We start from the raw sequence: 22,631 nt of genomic DNA, 5'->3' as shown, positions 1-22,631 counted from the left end.
TACGTGTTACGCAGTGTCCGCAACCAGCACTTCCATAGCCTGGTCGCGGACACTTTTTTCTGCGTTAGTATCCAGCCACTGCACGCGGGGATCTCGCTTGAACCAGGACTTCTGACGACGCACATAACGCCGCGTGCCCGTGATTGTCCTGTCGACGGCGTCGTCAAGCGAATATTCGCCATCGAAATATGCCAACACCTGCGCGTAACCAATCGCGCGTGAGGCAGTGACTCCGTCACGAAGTCCGAGTGCAATCAGCGACTCAACTTCGGCAAGAAGCCCCTTCTCAAACATCATGCGAGTGCGGAGCTCAATACGCGGATTGAGCCACTCCGGAGTTGTAGCAAGCCCCAGAATCCGGGTTCCCCATCGAGCAGGAGCATCGATGGGGGGCTTTGCTGCACCAAACGGCTTACCCGTCAGCTCGATAACTTCCAATGCGCGCACGATTCTTCGCGGATCCTTGTGCTCAATGATCGCAGCCGCCGCTGGGTCGACCGTCGCCAAGTGCTGATGCAGAGCCTCGACACCAATGTCATTCTGCACTGCCTCCCACTTTTCCCGCACCGCGGAATCTGTCGGCGGAAATTGCCAGTCATCGACGAGAGCTTGGACATATAGCATCGAGCCACCGACCAGGATCGGCACTTTCCCGCGTGCCCGGATCTGCTCAACGTCCGCTACTGCTTCCGCTTGATACTTGGCGACGCTCGCAGTCTCAGTGATATCGAGAACATCGAGCTGGTGGTGTAGGATGCCACGGCGCTCCTCAACAGTCAACTTCGCGGTACCGATATCCATGCCTCGATACAGCTGCATGGAGTCAACGTTGACGACTTCACCATCGAGCTGTTCCGCCAGATAGAGACCAAGATCAGATTTCCCGGACGCTGTCGGACCAACAACAGCGATTGGAGTGGTATCTCTCATCATGTCCTACTTCCAGTGCCACACCGCAACGTGATAACCCACGCCATACGTATCGCAGTGGTACTTTTCTGCACCACTGAGTTGGCTAGTCGGGTCGTCGTAAAGCTCCGCCCCAAAAGCCGTAATATCTTGCCAGATCCCTGCCGTGTATAAGCCGACACTCGCACACGTGGTTGGACCGAACTCACCAAAAGGATCAGTGCCAAATTCCAGTACGGAGGAATCGCAGCCTCCAATGGTCGAGCACACCGCATCAATCTCGCGCGCGTGCGGGAGCAGACTCAATGGAGCGTCGACGTTGAGGGCCGCTGGACCATCTGCAATAGCGACGACGACCGTATTTGGGTCGAGTGTCCACGGGTCAGGAAACTGCGCTAATGATTCCGCCTGCGCAAGAGACGAAGCATCACATCCTGCTTCGCGCAGCACCCATCGCGCAACAAGCTCTGGCAGATGGTTGCCATAACCAACACTGATATCTGTGCCCCATGCCTTGAAAGAACCCGTATGAGATGTTCGGGACTGATCGTCGGGACGATAGACAAACACAATGGGGAAAGAACCTGACTCGGACTCGGTCAGAGCGTCTGACTTAGCCCCCGATAGAACCTCTCGAGCTGCAGTAAGAACCGCTGCGCGGAGGTTCGCTGCAACCTCATCGCCACCCGAAAGTTCAGGAATCAGCAGAGGTGCTCCCGGAATAAGTAAAAGTCGTCCTGACACGCCTCTACGCTACCGCGCCCTCATCCACGCGGTCGCATCGACCACCGCCCCCATACGCAGAGATTCTCCCGACGAAGAAGACACAATTCTGGGATACTCAATAAGAGGAATGTGTTCCGGCAGCCGTGCCGCGCGGCGATTTTGATGAAATGGAAAGTACCACCAGCGATGACTAACAACAGCAATACTCCGAAGCCTGGTCCAAAACCTGGCCCACGTCCTGGTTTGGTACCAGGCCCGCACCCGAACAAGACTCCAGGTGTAAGCCCATCTGTTATGGCAAAAGCTCACACTATGGCTGCTCGCAAGCGCTCTAACCCCGCACAGTGGGGTCGCGTCGATGACAACGGTACAGTGTGGGTTCGCACGGCTGACGGCGAACGTGAGATCGGATCGTGGCAGGCTGGCACGCCGGAGCAGGGCCTTGCCCACTTTGGTGCTCGGTACGACGACTTGGCTACCGAAGTCGAGTTGTTGGAAGCACGCATTGTGTCGCATCCAGAGGAAGCTGCGACCATTCGTAGTAGTGCCCTCGAGCTGAAGGAACAACTTCCAGAAGCTGCGGTTATCGGTGACCTGGCGGCACTTGATACCGCACTGGATGCTGTTGTGAAGAATGCTGATAGCGCTGGCGAAAGGGCAGCTCAGGAGAAGGCTGAACGTCGCAAGAAGGCTATTGCTCGTAAGGAGGCACTGGCAGCCGAGGCCGAGGACATCGCCGAGAACTCCACTGAATGGAAGACCGCCGGTGACCGCATCCGCGCGATCCTCGACGAATGGAAGAGCATTCGGGGCATTGACCGAAAGACGGATGATTTGCTGTGGCGTCGCTACTCTCGCGCCCGTGATGCGTTCAACCGTCGACGCGGGGCACACTTCGCCGAGCTTGATCGAAATCGCGCCTCCGCTCGTCGCGAAAAGGAAGCTCTGATCGAGGAAGCCGAAGCTCTCAAAACGTCCACCGATTGGGGTGCCACGGCTGCGGCTTATCGTGAATTGATGCAGCGCTGGAAGGCCGCAGGTCGTGCTCCTCGCGAAATCGACGACAAGTTGTGGAAGCGTTTTAAGTCCGCGCAGGACGAATTCTTTGCGGCTCGTAATGCTGTCAACGAAGAGCGCGACCGCGAATTCGAGGAGAATGCAGAAAAGAAGGAAGCTCTCCTCGCAGAATTCGAGCCAAAGATCGACCCTGCCAAGGGGCTTGATCATGCGCGCAACGAGCTCCGCAAGCTCCAGGTACAGTGGGAGGAAATCGGTTTCGTTCCTCGTGCCCGCATCCGCGAATTCGAAGATCGCATTGGCGCCCTAGAAAAGCGTGTATCTGAGGCTGCTGATTCCCAGTGGCGTCGCACCGATCCAGAAGCTCAAGCAAGAGTTCAGCAGTTCGCCGACCGCGCTGCCGAGTTCGAAGCCAAAGCTGCCGAGTTTGAGGCTAAGGGCAAGGCAAAGAAGGCCGAAGAAGCGCGCACACAGGCTGCGCAGTGGCGCGAATGGGCAGACACCGCAGCTCAGGCACTCAATGAGCTGTAGCTAGATCTCGCTCACCCAGCGCAACTACTGCGGTAACTCGCGCTGGTGAGCAGCATGAGGCGTGAATGGCATAAAGCGAAGGGCCGGGGTTCTCCCCGGCCCTTTTGCTATGTCTGTGTTTCGCTAGCTACTACCGCTTGCGAGGGTTACGTGCTATCCCTTGCAACAATCGACTGCCACTACTTTTCAGTCTCAGACCGCTGTTCTTTACGACGGCGAACGCGGTCACGGCGATCGTCGACAAGCGTGACGTCCGTAGCAGTGTGTGGAATGGAACCGCCGCGCAGGTACTGCTGCTGCGCACGGAGCACAGGGTCAGCGTCGGCTTCGTCGCGCCGGGCTGTTTCGAGTGCCGATTGGAATCGAGTCTTCTTAAAGGTCACGAATGACAGAGTGATTGCGAGAAGAAGGCTCAACCCAATAGCGATGGCGAGGCCGTACGAGATACCTTCACTTGCTTCGCTTGGCGGACGAGATTGACGCATCCACCCCGCGAATACTGAATACACCGCCTGAATACACACGACGACCCAGTTGATGAACGCGACGAGGGTCGTCCTGGAAAGGATGGTGGCGATTGTCATCAGAATTCCCACCAACATAATGATGGAGAAAATCCGCTCCGGGAGCTTGGTGAAGTACTGCTGTGCCACATCAGTGTTCAAAAGAACATCGAACCCGAGGACGTTGCCGGCGTGAGGCAAAAAGTACGTCATCACCAAACCGACAACAGCGATGCCCATTGGCACCACTGCTGCACCTAGCTGCAACTCAGCTGCTGCTTTACGTTCAGCGCCCCGTAGATCATCGCGGAATCCCGCGAGACGATCCTTTTGTTCACTCACAACCGCAACCTCTGTCATTGTCTGTAGAACTGCTTGCGCAGCATCCTTGCGATGACTCTGTCCCAGCAACTGCTGGACGACGACCCACCGTGGGTAAGCCTAGTCCGACTCCGATCGGTGCGGTCGTTGGGGTCTCCCCCAATTCGTGCATGTCGCCAGCTTTCGTGCGCCTATGCCGAGACACGCCCGAGTCGGCGAACAGGAAGTAGGTCGCTGAATCGGTGATGGCTACCGTTACGTAATCGCCAGGGCGGATCTTGGTATCGATGGCCCCTGGGGACGATGGGGCTGGGGTGAAGTGAACCAATCGTCCGTCCATGGCTCGACCTGACATGCGTTCAGTCTGGCTGCTCTTCTTACCTTCAGTAGCAGTGACAAGGAGTTCAACTTCCCTGCCGATCAGCTTCGCATTCTCTTCCGCAGCAACTCGTTCCTGCAGTGCAATCAAGCGACCATAGCGGTCCTTGACGATTTCCGGTGGCACCTGATTGTCCATCGTTGCCGCCGGAGTACCTGGTCGTGGGGAGTATTGGAAGGTGTAGGCGAGCGAAAAGCGAGCCTTTTCGACAACGTCGAGAGTCGCCTGAAAATCTTCTTCTGTCTCCCCCGGGAAACCAACAATAATGTCAGTGGTGATTGCAGCGTCTGGCATTGCTTCGCGGACTTTATCCAAGATCCCAAGGAACTTTTTTGAGCGGTACGAACGGCGCATTTCCTTCAAAATACGATCTGATCCCGACTGCAACGGCATGTGCAGTTGATGCGCAACGTTGGGTGTCTCCGCCATAGCTTCGATGACATCGTCAGTGAATTCTGCAGGATGTGGAGATGTAAATCGGACCCGTTCCAATCCCTCAATGTCGCCACAAGCGCGAAGTAGTTTGGAGAAGGCGCTTCGGTCGCGATCCAGCGTCGGGTCATCAAAGTTGACTCCGTAGGAGTTCACGTTTTGTCCAAGCAGAGTGACTTCCGAAACTCCCTGGTCCACGAGAGCTTGTACTTCCGCCAAGATGTCGCCAGGTCGACGGTCACGTTCTTTACCCCGAAGGCTGGGGACGATGCAGAAAGTGCACGTGTTATTGCAGCCAACGGATACGCTGACCCACCCTGCATACGCGGATTCGCGCTTTGCAGGTAGCACCGAAGGGAACTCTTCAAGTGAGTCCTTGATTTCTACCTGTGCAGTGTGATTATGCGATGCCCGGTCCAGAAGAGTTGGCAACGACCCTAGATTGTGAGTGCCAAAGACGACGTCAACCCACGGCGCCTTCTTTACGACGGTGTCCTTATCCTTCTGGGCAAGACAACCGCCGACCGCGATCTGCATACCTGGGTTCGCGTCTTTGATGGGCTTCAAGTTGCTGAGTGTGCCATACAGGCGGTTGTCCGCATTCTCACGAACAGCGCACGTATTAAACACAATGAGATCCGCACGTTCGCCATCGGCAGCCGCGACATAACCGTTCTCTTCCAAGAGCCCCGACAACCGTTCCGAGTCGTGAACGTTCATCTGACATCCGAATGTCCGAACTTCGTAGGTTCGCTTGTCACGCGCATCCATATTGTTTTCCATCAGCACGTCTGGAAAGTCTAACGTCAACTCTCCTGATGAGGTAATTCCGCAATTCTGTTATCAATCGCTTCGCGAGCAAACGCCAGCGACATTCCCTGCGAAAACCCACGTCGTGCCGCAACACCGACAACCCGACGCAAACACTTATCGTACTCTTTGCGATCCGCAGGACGAGTCTTGATCGTCGCTGCCTTCTTTTCGACAAGCACCCTCAAGATCTCCGCTTCACTGTCACGCGTTACCTGGCCGAGAGCATCGTCGATAAGAGATTCCGCGATGCCTTTCTCTTTCAGCTCACGGCGCAGTACCGAGCCCGACTTCTTCTTGTACAGGTGGCGCTGACGCACCCATTCTTGTGCAAAGTACGCATCGTTGAGGGCACCGGCTGCGGTTAGGTCATCCAACACTTCATTGACAACCCCTGGCACCACTTCCGGATCCTCACAGATCCGGTCGAAAAGCTCCTTCCGCGATCGCGCACGCTGGTTGATCAGGCGCATCGCTTTGGCACGAACCGGTGCTTTTAGTTCCTCTGTCTCATGATCAAAGAAGCGACTACCATCAGACTCAGCGATCTTCGCGATTGCTTCACGTAGTGCTTCAACCTTTGTGCTGCTACTCATCGGCATCATCGAAATCGATGTCAGGGACAACATCGACCGGCGCATCTACATCAACATCATCTTCAGCATTTGCATACTGCCCAACACCAAGCTTCTTCAGAATCTTGATCTCGATTTCCTTAGCGAGATCCGGATTCTCCTTCAGATGCAGGCGCGCCTTTTCCTTTCCTTGTCCCAGCTGATCTCCCTCATAGGTGAACCACGAGCCGGACTTCTTGACGATGCCATTGTCAACGCCCATGTCGATGAGAGAACCCTCACGGGAAATGCCCTCACCGTAAATGATGTCGAACTCGGCAATCTTGAATGGTGGCGAAACCTTGTTCTTCACAACCTTCAAGCGCGTACGGTTACCCACCGCATCCTGACCATCCTTCAAGGTCTGGATCCTTCGGACATCGCATCGAACCGAAGCATAGAACTTCAGTGCCTTGCCGCCCGTGGTGGTTTCTGGAGAGCCGAACATGACGCCAATCTTCTCGCGCAGCTGGTTAATAAAGATCGCCGTGGTTCCAGTCGAGGACAGTGCGCCCGTCATCTTTCGCAACGCCTGGCTCATCAATCGAGCCTGCAAGCCAACATGGGAATCACCCATCTCGCCATCAATTTCAGCCTTTGGCGTTAGTGCAGCTACCGAGTCGATGACAATGATGTCGATAGCACCGGAGCGAATAAGCATGTCCGCGATTTCCAACGCCTGTTCGCCCGTATCCGGCTGTGAGACCAGAAGATTGTCCGTATCAACCCCGAGCTTCCGTGCGTAATCAGGGTCAAGCGCATGTTCCGCGTCAACGAAAGCAGCAATGCCACCAGCTTTCTGTGCCTCAGCAATAGCATGAAGCGCGACTGTGGTCTTACCCGAAGATTCCGGCCCATACACTTCAACAACACGACCGCGTGGAAAACCACCAATACCAAGTGCCACGTCAATTGCCGTGTTACCGCTAGAAATCGCCTGGATTGGCGGGCGATTTTCCTCACCCAAACGCATAACAGCGCCCTTGCCAAAGTCCTTTTCAATATTCGCCAAAGCGACATCAAGTGCCTTGAGACGATCTCCACCAGCGTTTGCAGCCGACGTCGACTTTTTACGTGCCACCTGATTCTCCTGTTCAGAAACTACTTCTGTCTGTTCCATCTGACTGATCTCCCCACCCATAGATATGCAGTGCTCAAAATATGCAGTGCTTACCCATACGGACGGTTTGCGAACCACAACGGTTCCATCCGGTGCAGTGCGTCAATCACATGATTTCGTTGTTATTCACGATCTGTATATCGCCGACAGCGGACTGCGGACGTTCACACTCGACACTATATACGAAACTACGTTCGAATAGAACTTAATCGCGCCATCTTTTTCGAACATTCATCCGACTACTCGTCTGGCCCCAGCCAACGATCTTCCGGAATGTCATGATCGCGACACAGTGCCCACCAAATCTCTCGTGGCTCGGTGCCACTCTCAAGCAACTCAGCTGGCGTTGCCCCTAGTTCAGACAAAACATGAGAATCAAGTAGCCATGCCCCTTGAGGGTCTCCGAACTCTGCTTCCACCAGTCGGTGAAACTCCGCTAAACGCATGCTATTCAGGCTAGCGAACGGATTCTGCGAATCGGTCGCGCCACAGCCAATAGCGATAAATATTCGAAAGCAATCCCCGAGCGCTGAACATTGCTCAAGTCAGACTATGCTTCGATACGTGAACAATTCTAAAATTCGCGATATCGCAATGGTAGCGACTTTCGCAGCCCTCATCATTGTGCTCGGTGGCGTCTCGATTCCGATCGGCTCAGCCGGTGTCCCTATCGTATTGCAGAATATGGGCATCGCACTTGCTGCAATGCTACTCGGATGGAAACTTGGTGGACTGTCTACCCTTCTCTTCCTTGGCGTGGGTCTTTTCAACGTGCCAAACATGGCTGGCTGGAAGCCACTGCTTGCTGCCCTTCCCGGCCCGACCGTTGGCTACATCGTTGGCTACGCCATCGCTGCTTTCGTCGTTGGTGCGATCGCTCAAACTGCTCCGCGCAACAAGCCTGCTCGGGTCGGTGTCTTCGTGTTTGCGGGCATCGTCGGCGTAGCTATTCAGTACTTGTGTGGTGCAGCAGGTCTCGTTGCTCGTGTTGGCTTGACTTACACCGATGCGCTCATCTCCAACGCCCCATATGTGCCCGGTGACCTCCTCAAGGTCGTCATGGCGGCGCTTATCGCAACAGCGGTATTGCAGGCCTTCCCTGCGCTACTGCCAGATCGCGAGAATCGTCGTGAAGCAAAGGCTGTCAAGGCCGCCGCAAACGCACAGTAAGCTTAGATAAATGTCGACAATTTCGTTTCAGAGTGCCGAAGCCGTCTACAACGGCCGACGCATCCTGCACCCGCTGACCGTCGAGCTAACCGAGCACCGAATCGGAATTATTGGCGCTAATGGTGGTGGCAAGTCGTCGTTTGCGCGACTCATAAATGGGCTTGGCGCTGCGACCGGCGGCTCCGTCTTTGTCGATACACTGAATGTCGCGAAAGACAGCAAGTCCGTGCGCAAGAAGGTCGGTTTTATTTTCTCGGATGCCGATAACCAGATCGTCATGCCAACAGTTGCTGAAGATGTGGGCTTTTCTTTGCGACGGCACAAGCTCAGTAAAGCAGAACGGCAGACCCGCGTGGCGGCAGTGTTAGAGCGATTCGGACTTGCGGACCACGCTGACCAATCACCGCATTTGCTCTCAGGCGGCCAGAAGCAGATGCTGGCTCTGGCCTCAGTGATGGTGCTAGAGCCAGAAATCATCATTGCCGACGAGCCAACAACGCTGCTTGATCTTCGGAACCGTCTGCACATTCGCTCGGTGTTCGAAGAGCTGTCGCAGCAAGTCATTGTCGTGACTCATGATCTCGACTTCGTGCGTTCCTACGACCGAGTCTTGTGCATTGATTCTGGGCGCATCGTGGATGACGGAAACCCAGCCTCAGTGATCGATGCCTATGTCGACCGCATGACGACGACGGAGCGTTAGCAAATGCTGCACCCTGCAAACGTTCCCCTTGGTCTGTATATCGACGGCACATCCGTATTTCATCGCACGGATCCAAAAGTAAAGATGCTGATATTGTCTGTATTCCTCATTGCGACCGCAATCTGGATCAAGACGTGGCAGGCAGGACTCGTGTGTGTTGCCGTGGTTCTATGCGCCTATGCTTTCGCGCGTATCCCGGCGTCGGCGCTGTTTAGACAAATGATGGGAGCATTTCCCATTCTGGCGTTCTTCGGGCTCATCTTGTGGTGGCGAGCTGGGTGGGAAACCGCACTGACGAGCTTCAGTGTGTTGCTTGCTGCGATCCTCGCAGCGATACTCTTCACACTGACCACTCGGATCACGGCAGTCATGGACACCGTTGAACAAGCACTGCTGCCCTTGGCTCGGTTCGGATTCCCTGCAGAAACGGTTGCTTTAGCGCTCGCACTTACGCTGCGATTGATTCCGCTACAAGTCCAGTCGATTGCTGAAGTACTGGAAGCCAGGAAAGCCCGCGGTGCAAGCTGGTCTGTAACAGCATTCGGAGTCCCAGTTGTTATTCGTTCCATTGGGCGTGCGCAAGCTGTAGGTGACGCACTTATCGCCCGAGGAGCCGGGGACTAAGAACCACATCAGATACGAAAAGACCCAGTGGGGACACAATCAATGTTCCCACTGGGTCTTTTTGTCAAGAATCAAGCTTAGTTGCCGCCACGCAACTCGCGAAGCTTAGCTTCTACCGCAGCGTCGGAGCCCTGAGTCCTCCCGGACTCGATTGCCTCTTGCTGTGCTGATGGCAACTCATTGACACCGCGCATCTCGGAACGAATCTGTTCAAGGCGAGAGTGACCAGCCATCTGAACACCAGCGGCCTCAACCTCAGCCATTCGGCCCTGCACAGAGTTCTGAGCAAGCTCAGCCTGACCCAGTGCGTTAGCGTAACGACGTTCGATCTTGTCGCGGACCTGATCCAGGTTAGGGGTCGATCCAGCAGACAACTCGTTCATTGACTGCAGGGACTCGGACACCTTCTCTTGCATCTTGGCCTGCTCGAGCTGGCTAAGCAGCTTGGTACGCTCTGCGACCTTCTGCTGCAGCGCCATGGAGTTGCGCTCCACAGCCTTCTTAGCCTGAGCAGCCTGCTGAAGCGACTGGTCATGGAGACCCTTCAGATCTTCGACAGACTGCTCTGCAGTGACCAACTGCGCTGCAAATGCTTCTGCAGCATTCTCGTACTCAACAGCCTTAACGTTGTCGCCTTCTGCACGAGCCTTATCTGCAAGCTGAAGCGCCTGGCGGGTATTCCCCTGGAGCTTTTCGATCTCAGCCAGCTGACGGTTCAAACGCATTTCCAGCTGACGCTGGTTACCAATAACAGCCGCAGCCTGCTGGGAAAGTTCCTGGTGCTGGCGCTGAGCATCCTCGATAGCCTGCTGAATCTGAACCTTCGGATCAGCGTTCTCTTCAATCTTCGAATCGAACGCTGCCATCAGGTAATTCCACAGCTTCACGAAGGGGTTTGCCATATTCGCTTCCGTACCTTCCTTAAAGGGATATTGTGTTGCTATCCGGCGCCCCAGATTACCCTGTGGCAACGCAGCGTGCAGGAAGTACCCTGCAAAATCACCCGCGAGTGACCATATTATTTCTACATCACAGCAAGCTCTGGGCTCGCAGCATGAAGAACCATCGCCCCCGCAGCTTCAATGATCACGTCAGATACTGCAACATCCAGCGCATTACACACCGATGCCAACAGCTCAGACGAGACTTCCTTGCGACCACGTTCAAGTTCAGAAAGATAACCAGGGCTAATCGCCGCCCGGTCGGACAATTCACGAAGTGTTAAACCGTTGCGGTTACGAATATCGCGCAACGCCCCACCGAGCGCCTCACGCAACAGAGGCTCACGCGACGGCGTAAGTGGCGCAGCTGGAGTCGTGGCAGGTGTTGGAGCTGGCTTGGTCAGAGTCATCGTTGTATTACTCATCACTATCACTAACGACCGGCCCATGAGTTTTGTTCCCAACCCGGCAAATTTCCTCCAGCAGCAACTCAATTGCACGCGTCACTGCTTCAGATCGTATCCCCCATCTGCCAGATTCAGGAGACAGCTGCAACCGCTTTACGACGGTCCCCTCTGCCCTACTCAGCCCACACCACACTTCGCCGACTGGATGCCCATCTTGCTCAGTAGGACCGGCCACACCTGTCAGTGAAACTCCGAAATCTGCATCGCAGCGCTGACGGGCACCGTCAGCCATCGCGGCCGCACACTGTCGGCTCACTGGACCGTAATCATGGAGAAGCTGTACCGAAACGTCGGCAAGCTGGTGCTTCATTTCGGTGGCGTAGGTGATGATGCCACCACGCAATACTGCAGACGCACCAGGGACTCCCGCAATGGTGGCGCTGAGAAGTCCAGCAGTTAATGATTCGCAAGTAGCAACTGTGAGCTTCTGTGAACGTAGTTCAACCACCAGCTCCGTCGCAGCAGTTGCTGGAACTAACGGATCGCTGGTGGCCGACATTTCACAACCCTGCTTCTTCTCTAGGAGGTTAGAGCACCCGAGTTTGTGGCGCGGGAGTCAAGCAAATACTGAACGCCTGTGAATACCGTGACTGCAATTGCCAACGCCATGACAATCCATGCAGGCCAAAACATCCACGACAAAGGAGCCAAAAACATTGCGACGGCGACGCTCTGCAACACCGTCTTCAGTTTGCCACCCTTCGATGCTGGAACAACATGACCACGACGTAACAAAACCATGCGCCAAACGGTGATGCCGAGTTCGCGCACGACGATGATTACGGTGACCCACCACGGCAACACGTCGATGAGATTCAGGCCAACAAGAGCGGCAATCATCAAAGCCTTATCCGCGATCGGATCAGCGATCTTGCCAAAATTGGTGATCAAATTGCGACTACGCGCAAGGTGTCCATCCAACTTGTCGGTTGCCATGAGCAAAGAAAAGATGGCGAAAGCCCACCAACGCCACGACGTGGATTGACCGTCTTCTTGGAGCAACGCCCACAAGAAAATTGGCACACCGATGATGCGCAGAACCGTCAGAATATTGGGAAGATTCCAGTTTGACGGCTGGTTTTCCGTAGCCTGCGACGATGCTGCCGCTGCCTCGTGGGCAGACGATGAGTCCAATGCTCCTCCTTGGGTTACGACAGCGAGTGTAGTCGCAAGTGAATTAATCTGCGTATTCACGACGAGGGGCAACTGCGCCCATGTTCTCGTCGCGCTTAATCTTGATCCAGGAAGCCACCACGGTGACAACCAACACTGTCACAATGACCCCCAGCGAAGTCCACGTACCAATTTCCGGTACAGCAACATTCTGACCACCATTGATGAATGGCAAGTTATTCTCGTGCAGCGCGTGCAGCAGAAGCTTCGCGCCAATGAACGCAAGGATAATGCCCAATCCGTAGGCGAGGTACACCAGGCGGTCGAGAAGACCGTCAAGCAAGAAGTACATCTGGCGTAGACCCATCAGAGCCAATGCGTTTGCTGTGAAGACAATGTAGGCCTCGTCAGTCAGACCGAAGATTGCTGGGATCGAGTCGAACGCAAACATCAGATCGACAAAGCCAATGGAGACCAAGGCCACGGCTAGCGGGGTCAGTGCGCGCTTCGCATTGACCTTGGTAGTCAAACGATCTTCGTCGTACTCAGGCGAGACTGGGATGACCTTACGGATGACCTTGATGATTGCCATATCGTTCGGGTCAGTTTCTGGCTGATCGCGAACTTCATCAACGACCGTCTTGATTGCCGTGTACAGCAAGAAGATTGCGAACAAATAGAAGATGTCGGACCAGGCCGAAATGACAGCAGCACCAAGCAAGATGAAAACAGTTCGGAAGATCAGTGCCATTGCGATACCGAACAGCAGTACCTTCTGCTGGAACCTGCGTGGCACCTTGAATGCGCCCATGATGAGCGCGAAAACGAAGAGGTTATCAACACTCAACGCCTTCTCGGTGACATAACCCGAGAGGAACTCGATACCACGTTGATGATCCCAGAACAGCCACGTGAACAAGCCGAAAAGCAGGGCGAGCACGACATAGAACAGCGTCCAGCCGCCTGCTTCCTTCAATGAGGGTTCGTGCGCGTGCCTGACGTGCGCAAAGAAGTCAAAGGCAATAAATCCGAGAATGATGACAATCGTGATTGCCCAGACGTACATAGGAACATGCACAGAAAATACCTCCGGTTGAAAAGACTAAAGAACCGGAGGTCTCTCCCACCACTGCCAACTGCTCAGTGGTCGACGGTGCCGGAGCACCTCGCCCACATCACCGTAAAGCAATGCAGAAAGTGCTCGTGCTGACGACATCCGTCTCGAGTGGGATACTCCCCTCCACGACCCGCCACTGTACACCAAGTGGCGACAGATTAGGCGATCCCGCCCGTTGGATCGGCATCGACGACGGACGTGTCATCCTTCGGTGCTGTTGCAGGGTCCGCACCCTTCAGCATCCAGATGATTGTTTCCATCTCTTCAGGTTTCACCAGAACTTCGCGAGCCTTCGAACCTTCAGATGGCCCCACAATGCCACGGCTTTCCATCAAGTCCATAAGTCGTCCAGCCTTAGCGAAACCAATGCGCATCTTGCGCTGCAGCATTGAGGTCGACCCGAGCTGAGCAGTAACGACAAGCTCGACGGCATGCAACAAGTCTTCCAGATCGTTTCCGATATCTGGGTCGATCATTGCCTTAGCTTCGGCTTCCTTATCCTCAGTCACACCTTCGGTGTACTGCGGTTCCGCTTGATCCTTGCATGCCTCTACGACTGCTTGTACTTCTTCGTCGGTGACGAAAGCACCCTGGATTCGACGTGGTCGGCCAGCACCCTGTGGGATAAACAATCCGTCACCCATACCAATGAGCTTTTCCGCACCGCCCTGATCCAAAATGACTCGGGAGTCGGTGAGAGACGACGTCGCAAAGGCAAGGCGAGAAGGAACGTTGGTCTTGATCAGACCGGTGACAACGTCGACAGATGGACGCTGCGTAGCCAGCACCAAGTGGATACCAGCTGCACGTGCCTTCTGGGTAATACGAACGATGGCGTCTTCGATGTCACGAGGAGCGGTCATCATGAGGTCGGCCAGCTCGTCAACAACACACACGATGTATGGATAAGGACGGTACTCACGTTCGGAGCCGAGCGGAGTTTCAATCTCACCATTCTTGATCTTGCGGTTGAAGTCCTTGATATGACGAACGCGCGTGGACTTCATGTCCATGTATCGCTGTTCCATCTCCTCCACCAACCACTGCAAAGCAGCTGCAGCCTTCTTAGGCTGCGTGATGATTGGCGTAATCAAGTGAGGAATACCCTCGTATGGTGTCAGCTCCACCATTTTCGGGTCGACGAGGATCAGACGAACGTCGTCAGGAGTAGCGCGAGTAAGCAGCGATACCAGCATCGAGTTCACGAAGGCAGACTTACCGGAACCGGTCGAACCTGCGACGAGCAAGTGCGGCATCTTCTGGATCGAGTGGCTAACAAACTCACCCTCGATATCCTTGCCGAGACCAATCAACATTGGGTCATCGTCAGAAACGGTCTTTGGCGCATTCAGAACGTCGGCGAGGCGAACCATTTCGCGATCGTTGTTCGGAACTTCGATGCCCACTGCAGACTTGCCCGGAATCGGAGCCAGCAAACGAACATTGTCCGTTGCCACTGCATATGCAATGTTGGACTGCAGGTTCGTGATCTTCGAAACCTTCACACCTGGTCCGAGTTCTACCTCGTAGCGCGTCACCGTTGGACCACGAGAGAAACCGGTCACATGCGCGTCAACCTTGAACTCGGAGAACACATCAGTGATCGCCTCAATCATGCGATCATTCGTAGCCGTACGAGTCTTAGGACGATCGCCATCGATCAGAAGGTTTGTGGACGGCAGGTGGTAGTCACTTTCCGGCACGATTGCGGGAGCCGGAGCCTCGTTCTTTTCCAGCTCAGACTTCGGGGTTGTCGCTGGAATCTTCGACGCATCAACCCCTGAGCGAGCAGCGATTGCTTCCATCGTGCGACGAGTCGTTTCACTCACCGCGTCATACGGGTCGCTGTCAACCTCAGGCTCCGACTGACCTACTGACGCCGACACAGCCCGTGCTGGCGCAGCAGCTGAAGCTTCCGACTGTGGCGCCGAGGCACCGCGCGCTGCTGCAAAACCTGAGGTAGCTACATCGTCGTAGCCAGCGTTCTGATCTCGCCCAGGTCGTGCAGGCTCCGCCAAGGATGTCTCTTCAGCGTCGGCATCGTCGGAATAGTCTGCGTCGGCGTAGTCGTCGCTAGCCGCATTCTCACTAGCGTAATCAGCGTCTGAATACTCGTCATCGGCATACTCGTCAGCTGCGTATGCTCGTGCAGCTGGCTCTGGCCGCTCGAGAATTTCAGTTGGCTGGTAGGACTCGTCAACTGGATACGCTTCCATCGGCGTTGGCGCGCCTACAGCGCGGTCGTCACCATCTAACAAGTCGTAGAGATTGTCGTCGTTGCCAACGGCTGGCTTGTGACGACGCTCCCCACGCTCGCCGAACAACGTCGAATGTCGCTGCGACTCAGCCCTCTTGGACCGAGCGTGACGACGCTCGTCGTCCCTACCCGACCCGGCCGTGCGACGGCGAGTACGCTCGCGTGGCGCTTCGTAGTCGTCGTCTTCGTCGTAGCTGTCGCCAGTTTCGTATGCATCGGCGCGACGCTCCAACTGATGGTCGACGTCTGCGTATGGATCGTCGTCAAGGTAATCTTCGTCAGCGACGCGACCGGTACGGCCTCGCCATTCACCGAAGTTGAAATACTCGCGACAGAGTTCGATGAGCTGGGCGACGGTAATCCCGGTCATGTGCAACGCGCCGTAGAACACGGCACCAAGCAGCAGGATTACGGCAACCCAGGGAGTGAACCCGGCAGCTAAAGGAGAGCCGATGTAGCCTCCGATAGCGCCACCCGCTTCTCTACGTCCATCCCAATCAGCTGGTCGTCCAGCAATGATGTGAATGATCGCGAGCAGGCCAGTGCCGATCAATGTTGCGCCAATTGATACTGGCTTGATTCGCTCGCCACGTGGAGCTGCTCCAAGCATCAGCATGACAGCAACAATCACAAGAATGATTGGCACGAGGAAGACTCCAGCACCAATGATCGTGCGTACGAAAGTCTCGACGAGAGCGCCTACCGGGCCAGCCAGCGAAAACCACGTTGCTCCAGCCAGGACGATCGCAACAGCCAGCAGCAACAGCGCAGGACCATCGTTATTACTTGGTTCGCGTGACTCTAGGCGATCATCACCGAATCCCTCATCGTCCATATCAGCATCGACGGCTTTGGAACCACGTCCCTTTCGGGACGCTCCACCACGTCGCGACGACTGTGCTGAATCCAGCTCTTCTGCACGCTCCGCACGCTCATCGCGGCGACGGCCCATCTTCTTCCTTCCAGTCTTTGACGCGGTATCAAGATCATCGACACCGTAATCGTCAGCAAAATCAACGTCGGGATCCACAGCAGGACGCGAGAAAATTGAACGCGCTCCCGAACTTACGCCTCGGGTTGCGCCTGCTACTCCCCTCGCCGTCGACAGCCAAGCTGTTTTTAGTGCACCACCGACAGCCCCGAAGGCGCTGCCAGTGCGCTCAAAATCATCGAAGCCGCCCGTTTCCGGACGGCGACGAGAACCAGGTGCACCAATGAATTCATCTTGGTGTTCTTGCCGCGTCGTGGTTCGACTACTAGAGCGTGTTCCCCCTGTTGTCCGAGGGGATCGCCGAGAGTTCGCGGACGAACGCCCTGCGGGGCGCTTCTCCGAGCTGCGGGTGCGACTGGTGACTGACATGCCCCCTACCCTAGCGTGAAACTATCACTTGTTTCACATCAGTCACACGCGTGTCATTAATCGGCTGCGAGAAGCGACTCCACAACGCAGGATGAGTCTCCTAGATTGCTGTGCGTTCGATCAACGAAGAATCCCCGTCGAAAACAACCCTCACTGCCTCGCGACCGAATAGCCACAGCAGGAGTTCACCTGGTTCTCCATATACCCGCACATCTGGGAGGATCGGTTGTCCGTCCTTTTGTCGCGCCCCCGCAATAGTTGACCAGCCATGTGGAGACTCCATGATGACGCGCGCCTGTGACTTACGTAGCATCGGCCTACTCATCATCTTGATGGTTCGCTGCAATTCCCGTTCATCAGACGGCGAGAGCGAGCGTGGCTCCCAGGCATCGCGCGCACGAAGAACATCCTCATGATGAACAAAGTGCTCTGAGACGTTCACAAATTGGTCAAGGTACTTGACTGGATTCCATGTCGAAGCGCCCTTTTCCCATTCGCAGATGAGCTCCTCGAACGGACGTGTCTCGTACTCGTGGGTCACTCGATCCAGTCGAGGCTGCAGCTTTCCAATGAATAGGCCACCAATCGCATCTGGTCGATTCTCACGAATGAGCAAGTGGACGAGCAGGTCCTTCGCAGTCCATCCCTCGCACAACGTTGGTGCGTCTGCGCCAACTTCCCGAAAAGTCGAGGCAAGGGCGATGCGTTCCTTCTGTGCAAGATTCATGCCCCCAGGATAAGGAAAAGACCCCGACATGACCGCTGCATTCTCTGACAGCGACCAGCCGGGGTCTGATTTACACCTGAGTGACTATATGCCTACAGACTTTCGCGCGATTCCTGTACGTCCTCGTCCGTCACAGACTCAGCCGATTCTGACGACATTGGCACAATCGTCGGTACCACCATTGGGTTGCGACGCCACTTCTGGTTGATGTGCTTCTCGACGCGACGGCGAACTTCCTGAGCCATACGGTACGGGTTGTTTTCGCCGGTACCCGCCAGGTCAAACATCGTATCGTCGACAAGCTTCTGAACATCTGCCAGGACCTTGTCCGTGTTGTCAGAGAAACCACGAGCCTGAGCGCTTGGCTTCTCCAAAGGACGGCCGGTGCGGTTATCGATCACCGCGGTGACAGTAATGAGGCCGCCTTCACGCATTTCTGCGCGATCAGCGAGAACATCAGCGTCGACCTCACCCATGGTGACACCGTCGACGTAAAGGTTACCGACTGGAATCTGGCCGACAACGCGAGCTCGACCGTCTACCAGGTCGACGACGACACCGTTTTGCGCCAGAACAACATTCTTCTCTGGCACGCCCGTGGAGATTGCGAGATCCTTATTTGCACGCAGGTGACGCCACTCACCGTGGACAGGCATGGCGTTGGAAGGACGAACTGCGTTGTAGAGGAACAAAAGTTCGCCCGAGAAACCGTGACCCGACGTGTGAACCTTCGCGTCCTTGCCGGTGATGACAGTTGCACCAATCTGAGCAAGCATATTGATGACGCCGAACACAGCTTCTTCATTGCCCGGTACGAGTGACGAACTCAAGATAATGAGGTCGCCATCGCGGACGGTGATCTGGCGGTGCTCACGACGAGCCATGCGCGACAAGGCGGCCATTGGCTCACCCTGCGTACCAGTGGTAATTAGTACCACCTTGTGCGGTGCCATACGCGAAGCTTCGTTCATTTCGACGATGGTGCCGCGTGGCGCATTCAAAATGCCCAGTTCTTCAGCGATGCGCATATTGCGAATCATCGATCGGCCATTGAACGCGACCTTTCGGCCAGCCTTCACTGCTGCGTCGATAACAGCCTGAACACGGTATACGTTCGATGCGAATGCAGCGACAATAACTCGCTGCTTGGCATCGACGATCAGACGACGAAGTGTTGGCGCCAAGTCAGCTTCGGAACCTGAAAATCCTGGGGTTGTCGCATTCGTGGAGTCACACAGGAAGAGGTCGACGCCTTCATCGCCCAAACGGCTCATCGCAGGCAAGTCGGTGGGCTTGCCATCGGGTGGAGTCTGGTCCATCTTGATGTCGCCGGTGTGTACCACCAGGCCAGCACCAGTCTTGATTGCAATACCAAGGCAGTCTGGGATCGAGTGGTTGACATTAAAGAAGCGCAGATCGAAAGGACCGTACTGAACTCGGCTCTGATCGTTGACTTCAATGGTCTTCGGGCGAATGCGGTGTTCCTGCAGCTTCGCCTGAATTAGAGCGAGCGTGAAGCGCGATGCAACGATTGGAATGTCATTGCGCTGCTTCAGCAGCCATGGGATTGCACCAATGTGGTCTTCGTGACCGTGAGTAACTACCAGTGCGTCAACGCGATCCCACTTGTCTTCCAAGTAGGAAAAGTCCGGCAGAATCAAGTCCACGCCTGGCTCATTCGAGCTTGGGAACAGTACGCCACAGTCGATGATAAGCAGTCGGTTTTTGTACTCGAAAACGGTCATATTTCGACCGATTTCAGAAATACCGCCGAGCGCCACAATTCGAAGGCCGTCTTTCGGTGCCTTCGGTGGCTTCTGCAAACGCTGCGTCAAGTCAGCGCCCTGCATGGACTGAACTACGTTACGACGACCGCGGTTGTTGTTACCGCCACGTCCACGGCCATTGCCGCCACGACCGCGGTTGCTATTGCCACCGCGATTACTGGCGCCACGATTCTGATTGTCGCGGTTCTGGTTCTCGCGGTTCTGGTTGCCACGATTCTGATTGTCGCGGTTCTGGTTCTCGCGATTCTGGTTTTCTCCACGACCCTGCGCACCCTGCGCAGCTTTCGCTGGCTGCTTGCCAGCGTCAGTGGTCTTCTCGGCACGTGCCATTTCCGCTTCCTTCGGAGGTCCAGCCTTTCGGGTTACCTTCCGGGAGCGGCTACGGTTCTCAGTCACTTAGAGGACACCGGCCTTTCGAAGATCAGCGGCGAGCAGTTCAATCTGCTCTGGGTTTGGTGCAATTTGAGGCAAACGAGGGTCTCCTGTCTCGATGCCCTGGAGACGAAGCGCAGCCTTCGAGAAGCTCACGCCGCCAAGTCGTCCCTGGGCTTTGAAAAGTGGTGTCAATGAAGCATGGGTCTTCTGTGCAGCTGGGAGATCTCCCGCGTCGAACTGTGCTCGCACATCGGCGAGCTGTCGAGGAGCTGCATGGCCAATCACGGAAATGAAACCTGTGGCGCCAATAGACAACCACGGCAGATTCAGTACGTCATCACCGGAATACCACGCTAAATCGGTATTAGAAATTAGTTCGGCTGCTGCACCCAAATCGCCCTTGGCGTCCTTTACTGCCTGGATACGTGGGTGTTCAGACAACTTATAAAGAGTGTCAGTCTCGATAGCCGTTACCGAACGTCCCGGAATGTCATAAAGACATACGGGTAGTTCCGTAGCGTCTGCAACAGCCGTGAAGTGGCGGTACAGGCCCTCCTGAGGTGGCTTCGAGTAATACGGGGTAACCACGAGAAGTGAATCCGCACCGGCTGCAGCGGACGCCTTAGCCAGTTCGATCGAAGAAGCTGTGTCATTGGTGCCTGCACCAGCCATCAGCTTCACCGAGTCACCGAGTTCCGCGCGAACTGCCTTCAGCAGCTCTAGCTTCTCGTCGGTGGATGTCGTTGGAGATTCCCCGGTAGTGCCTGCCAGGATCAACGAATCACAACCATTGTCGGTGAGATGCGCTGCCAGGCGAACTCCGGCATCGATGTCCAAGGCGCCATCCGAATCAAACGGGGTCACCATGGCTACGGCGACGGTACCGAAAATATCGGCACCTCTGTTTGCGGCGATTCCAGTGGTCATTGTGTTGAGGCTACCTGTTCTTTATCCAGAGACCTGCATACGGTCCCGTGTGTCTATCCTTCGAACGCGTACGGGCTTGAAGCTACAACTGAGCCATCGCGCAATGTCGATACCTCAAAGTCCCCAAAAGCCACAGGCGCAACTTGCTTTAGCTCCTGTAAACAAGCCACGGCAAGCTCTCGAATCTCGGCATCGGCGTGCTCGACAGCACGCATCGAAATGAAGTGACGCCACGATCGATAGTTTCCAGTGACTACGATACGTGTCTCTGTGGCGTTCGGCAGCACGCTTCGCGCAGCTTGACGTGCTTGTTTTTTCCGTAAAACTGCATTTGGTTCGTCTGCCCACTTCTCTTCAAGCTCGTTCAAGAGCTCTTCAAAGTAGTATCGCGACTGGTCAACCGCGCCTTCAAACATCGACAGCAAATCAGGATCATTGGCAATTGCTGCAGGCGCAACGACGCGGTTTTGAGCATCAGGAACATAGCGCTGTGAAAGCTCGGCGAACGAAAAGTGCCGGTGTCGCACTAGCTCATGGGCACACGACCGCGACAGTCCGCGAATGTATAGCGATGCAGACGCATGCTCGAACAACGAGGTGTGACCTACTTCGAGCACGTGTCGCAGATAGCCCTGGTTCGTCGACGTGCGTTCATTGGGCTTATCCCACGTCTCGTAGCAGGCGCGCCCAGCGAACTCGATAAGAGCCTCGCCACCATCCGCATCCGTCTCCCATTCGATATCGGCTGGAGGATTGAAGGAGGTAGCGGCGATCAGCTGAACCTGGAGTGGCACAACGTCCGACATCTTAAAGTCCCAAGTACGATTCGAGACCAATCGTCAGTCCTGAGTGCTCCGCAATCTTGCGCACGCCGACCAGAACCCCTGGTACGAAGCTGGTTCGCGAGTACGAGTCCTGCTTAATGGTCAGAGACTGTCCCTCCGTGCCGAAGATGACGGTTTCATGTGCCACGGAACCAGTCATGCGCACTGCGTGTACTGGGACACCTTCAACCTCTGCGCCGCGCGCACCGTCCAGGGTCTGTTCCGTAGCATCTGGTTGATCGCCCATCCCCGCTTCACGACGAGCACGTGCGATGCCTTCCGCCGTGTGGATGGCAGTGCCCGACGGTGCGTCCTTCTTGAACGGGTGGTGCATCTCGATGACTTCCGCCGACTCGAAGTATGGTGCGGCAATTTCAGCGAAACGCATCGTCAGCACAGCTGAGATCGCGAAGTTTGGCGCAATCAACACATTTGCTGGCTGCTCAGACTCGGCAATCCACTTCTCTACCTGCTCAAGACGCTCTGGAGTAAATCCAGTCGTTCCAACCACAGAATGAATGCCGTTGGCGGTGCAGTATTCCAAGTTCCCCATGACTGCATCTGGCTGCGTGAAATCAACAATAACCTCAGCGCCCGCCGTGGTGAGCTCTGCGAGGTCATCCCCGAAATCGATACGTGCAACCAAGTCGAGGTCGTCGGCTGCTTCTACTGCGTCACAAATGGTCGAACCGACCTTGCCTTTCGCGCCGAGGACGCCCACCTTGATATTGCTCATGCGTAGAATCCACTTTCTCTGTTCAATGGCCTATTTCAGAATTATGGCGAGATCTCTAAAGCAACCTCGCAAAATTTGTTCCCCGTCAACCTTAGGCGTGTTCGATCCTTTCGTGCACCTACGGGTCGGCATGTACACAGT

The 22,631-nt window shown here is 55.4% G+C and carries 22 protein-coding genes; 4 read left to right on the top strand and 18 right to left on the bottom strand.

What is annotated here, in order from left to right; all coding sequences use genetic code 11:
- Positions 1-6: 6 nt before the first annotated feature.
- Both miaA and WG934_RS05020 read right to left on the bottom strand, forming a co-directional pair.
- Positions 7-930 (bottom strand): tRNA (adenosine(37)-N6)-dimethylallyltransferase MiaA, encoded by a 924-nt coding sequence (gene miaA, locus WG934_RS05025; protein ID WP_339978844.1) that lies wholly within the window; start codon positions 928-930, stop codon positions 7-9.
- Positions 931-936: 6 nt separating this feature from the next.
- On the bottom strand, positions 937-1,653 hold the full coding sequence (locus WG934_RS05020) for a hypothetical protein (RefSeq protein ID WP_339988955.1): 717 nt from the start codon (positions 1,651-1,653) through the stop codon (positions 937-939).
- A gap of 168 nt (positions 1,654-1,821) precedes the next feature.
- Here WG934_RS05020 and WG934_RS05015 point away from each other — a divergent pair, with 168 nt between their 5' ends.
- Positions 1,822-3,183 (top strand): DUF349 domain-containing protein, encoded by a 1,362-nt coding sequence (locus WG934_RS05015; protein WP_339988953.1) that lies wholly within the window; start codon positions 1,822-1,824, stop codon positions 3,181-3,183.
- A 179-nt stretch (positions 3,184-3,362) separates the two neighbouring features.
- Here the strand turns inward: WG934_RS05015 and WG934_RS05010 are convergent, their stop codons facing one another.
- The 5 genes from WG934_RS05010 to WG934_RS04990 all read right to left on the bottom strand — a co-directional run bounded on the left by WG934_RS05010 (position 3,363) and on the right by WG934_RS04990 (position 7,808).
- Positions 3,363-4,028, bottom strand: a complete 666-nt coding sequence (locus WG934_RS05010; RefSeq protein ID WP_339978177.1) for an Rv2732c family membrane protein — start codon at positions 4,026-4,028, stop codon at positions 3,363-3,365.
- Complete coding sequence (gene miaB / locus WG934_RS05005; protein ID WP_339978842.1) at positions 4,021-5,601, bottom strand: tRNA (N6-isopentenyl adenosine(37)-C2)-methylthiotransferase MiaB; 1,581 nt, start codon at positions 5,599-5,601, stop codon at positions 4,021-4,023. Before miaB ends, WG934_RS05010 begins: the two co-directional genes overlap by 8 nt.
- 23 nt (positions 5,602-5,624) lie before the next feature.
- Complete coding sequence (gene recX, locus WG934_RS05000) at positions 5,625-6,224, bottom strand: recombination regulator RecX (RefSeq protein ID WP_339988952.1); 600 nt, start codon at positions 6,222-6,224, stop codon at positions 5,625-5,627.
- Positions 6,217-7,362, bottom strand: coding sequence for a recombinase RecA (gene recA / locus WG934_RS04995; protein ID WP_445228182.1), 1,146 nt, complete (start codon positions 7,360-7,362; stop codon positions 6,217-6,219). Before recA ends, recX begins: the two co-directional genes overlap by 8 nt.
- Before the next feature lie 239 nt (positions 7,363-7,601).
- Positions 7,602-7,808 carry a DUF3046 domain-containing protein gene (locus WG934_RS04990; RefSeq protein WP_339978174.1) on the bottom strand — a complete coding sequence of 69 codons (207 nt, stop codon included), beginning with the start codon at positions 7,806-7,808 and terminating at the stop codon, positions 7,602-7,604.
- Between the two features lie 118 nt (positions 7,809-7,926).
- Here WG934_RS04990 and WG934_RS04985 point away from each other — a divergent pair, with 118 nt between their 5' ends.
- From WG934_RS04985 to WG934_RS04975, 3 genes are read left to right on the top strand one after another with little or no spacing between them, the layout of a single operon-like run.
- Positions 7,927-8,532 (top strand): biotin transporter BioY, encoded by a 606-nt coding sequence (locus tag WG934_RS04985; protein WP_339988950.1) that lies wholly within the window; start codon positions 7,927-7,929, stop codon positions 8,530-8,532.
- A 10-nt stretch (positions 8,533-8,542) separates the two neighbouring features.
- A complete protein-coding gene (locus WG934_RS04980) occupies positions 8,543-9,235 on the top strand; it encodes an energy-coupling factor ABC transporter ATP-binding protein (protein ID WP_339978171.1) in 693 nt (230 codons plus the stop codon).
- Between the two features lie 3 nt (positions 9,236-9,238).
- Positions 9,239-9,859, top strand: coding sequence for an energy-coupling factor transporter transmembrane component T family protein (locus tag WG934_RS04975; RefSeq protein ID WP_339988949.1), 621 nt, complete (start codon positions 9,239-9,241; stop codon positions 9,857-9,859).
- A 77-nt stretch (positions 9,860-9,936) separates the two neighbouring features.
- Here the strand turns inward: WG934_RS04975 and WG934_RS04970 are convergent, their stop codons facing one another.
- The 11 genes from WG934_RS04970 to dapB all read right to left on the bottom strand — a co-directional run bounded on the left by WG934_RS04970 (position 9,937) and on the right by dapB (position 22,490).
- Positions 9,937-10,761 (bottom strand): PspA/IM30 family protein, encoded by an 825-nt coding sequence (locus WG934_RS04970; RefSeq protein WP_339978167.1) that lies wholly within the window; start codon positions 10,759-10,761, stop codon positions 9,937-9,939.
- 122 nt (positions 10,762-10,883) lie between these two features.
- Positions 10,884-11,225: a helix-turn-helix domain-containing protein gene (locus WG934_RS04965; protein ID WP_445228181.1), complete on the bottom strand. Its 342-nt coding sequence runs from the start codon at positions 11,223-11,225 to the stop codon at positions 10,884-10,886.
- A complete protein-coding gene (locus WG934_RS04960) occupies positions 11,218-11,766 on the bottom strand; it encodes a CinA family protein (protein ID WP_339988948.1) in 549 nt (182 codons plus the stop codon). The genes WG934_RS04965 and WG934_RS04960 overlap by 8 nt, the downstream gene beginning before the upstream one ends.
- Before the next feature lie 20 nt (positions 11,767-11,786).
- Positions 11,787-12,401 carry a CDP-diacylglycerol--glycerol-3-phosphate 3-phosphatidyltransferase gene (gene pgsA, locus WG934_RS04955; RefSeq protein ID WP_339988947.1) on the bottom strand — a complete coding sequence of 205 codons (615 nt, stop codon included), beginning with the start codon at positions 12,399-12,401 and terminating at the stop codon, positions 11,787-11,789.
- Positions 12,402-12,444: 43 nt separating this feature from the next.
- Positions 12,445-13,458, bottom strand: coding sequence for a TerC family protein (locus WG934_RS04950; RefSeq protein ID WP_339988945.1), 1,014 nt, complete (start codon positions 13,456-13,458; stop codon positions 12,445-12,447).
- Between the two features lie 197 nt (positions 13,459-13,655).
- Positions 13,656-17,114: a DNA translocase FtsK gene (locus tag WG934_RS04945; RefSeq protein ID WP_339988943.1), complete on the bottom strand. Its 3,459-nt coding sequence runs from the start codon at positions 17,112-17,114 to the stop codon at positions 13,656-13,658.
- Between the two features lie 100 nt (positions 17,115-17,214).
- Positions 17,215-17,841, bottom strand: coding sequence for a TIGR03085 family metal-binding protein (locus WG934_RS04940; RefSeq protein WP_339978155.1), 627 nt, complete (start codon positions 17,839-17,841; stop codon positions 17,215-17,217).
- A gap of 92 nt (positions 17,842-17,933) precedes the next feature.
- The gene (locus tag WG934_RS04935) at positions 17,934-20,024 is read right to left on the bottom strand and encodes a ribonuclease J (RefSeq protein WP_339978153.1); all 2,091 of its coding nucleotides are present in this window, start codon (positions 20,022-20,024) and stop codon (positions 17,934-17,936) included.
- Positions 20,025-20,930 (bottom strand): 4-hydroxy-tetrahydrodipicolinate synthase, encoded by a 906-nt coding sequence (gene dapA, locus WG934_RS04930; RefSeq protein ID WP_339978151.1) that lies wholly within the window; start codon positions 20,928-20,930, stop codon positions 20,025-20,027. It lies immediately after the preceding gene.
- 53 nt (positions 20,931-20,983) lie between these two features.
- Positions 20,984-21,736, bottom strand: coding sequence for an FAD-dependent thymidylate synthase (thyX, locus tag WG934_RS04925; protein ID WP_339978149.1), 753 nt, complete (start codon positions 21,734-21,736; stop codon positions 20,984-20,986).
- Position 21,737: 1 nt separating this feature from the next.
- The gene (gene dapB, locus WG934_RS04920; protein WP_339978147.1) at positions 21,738-22,490 is read right to left on the bottom strand and encodes a 4-hydroxy-tetrahydrodipicolinate reductase; all 753 of its coding nucleotides are present in this window, start codon (positions 22,488-22,490) and stop codon (positions 21,738-21,740) included.
- Positions 22,491-22,631: the final 141 nt, after the last annotated feature.

This window comes from Corynebacterium sp. H78 (assembly GCF_037572275.1).
In the GTDB taxonomy this organism is placed as follows: domain Bacteria; phylum Actinomycetota; class Actinomycetes; order Mycobacteriales; family Mycobacteriaceae; genus Corynebacterium.
This window is presented reverse-complemented; position numbering and strand designations above follow the sequence as displayed.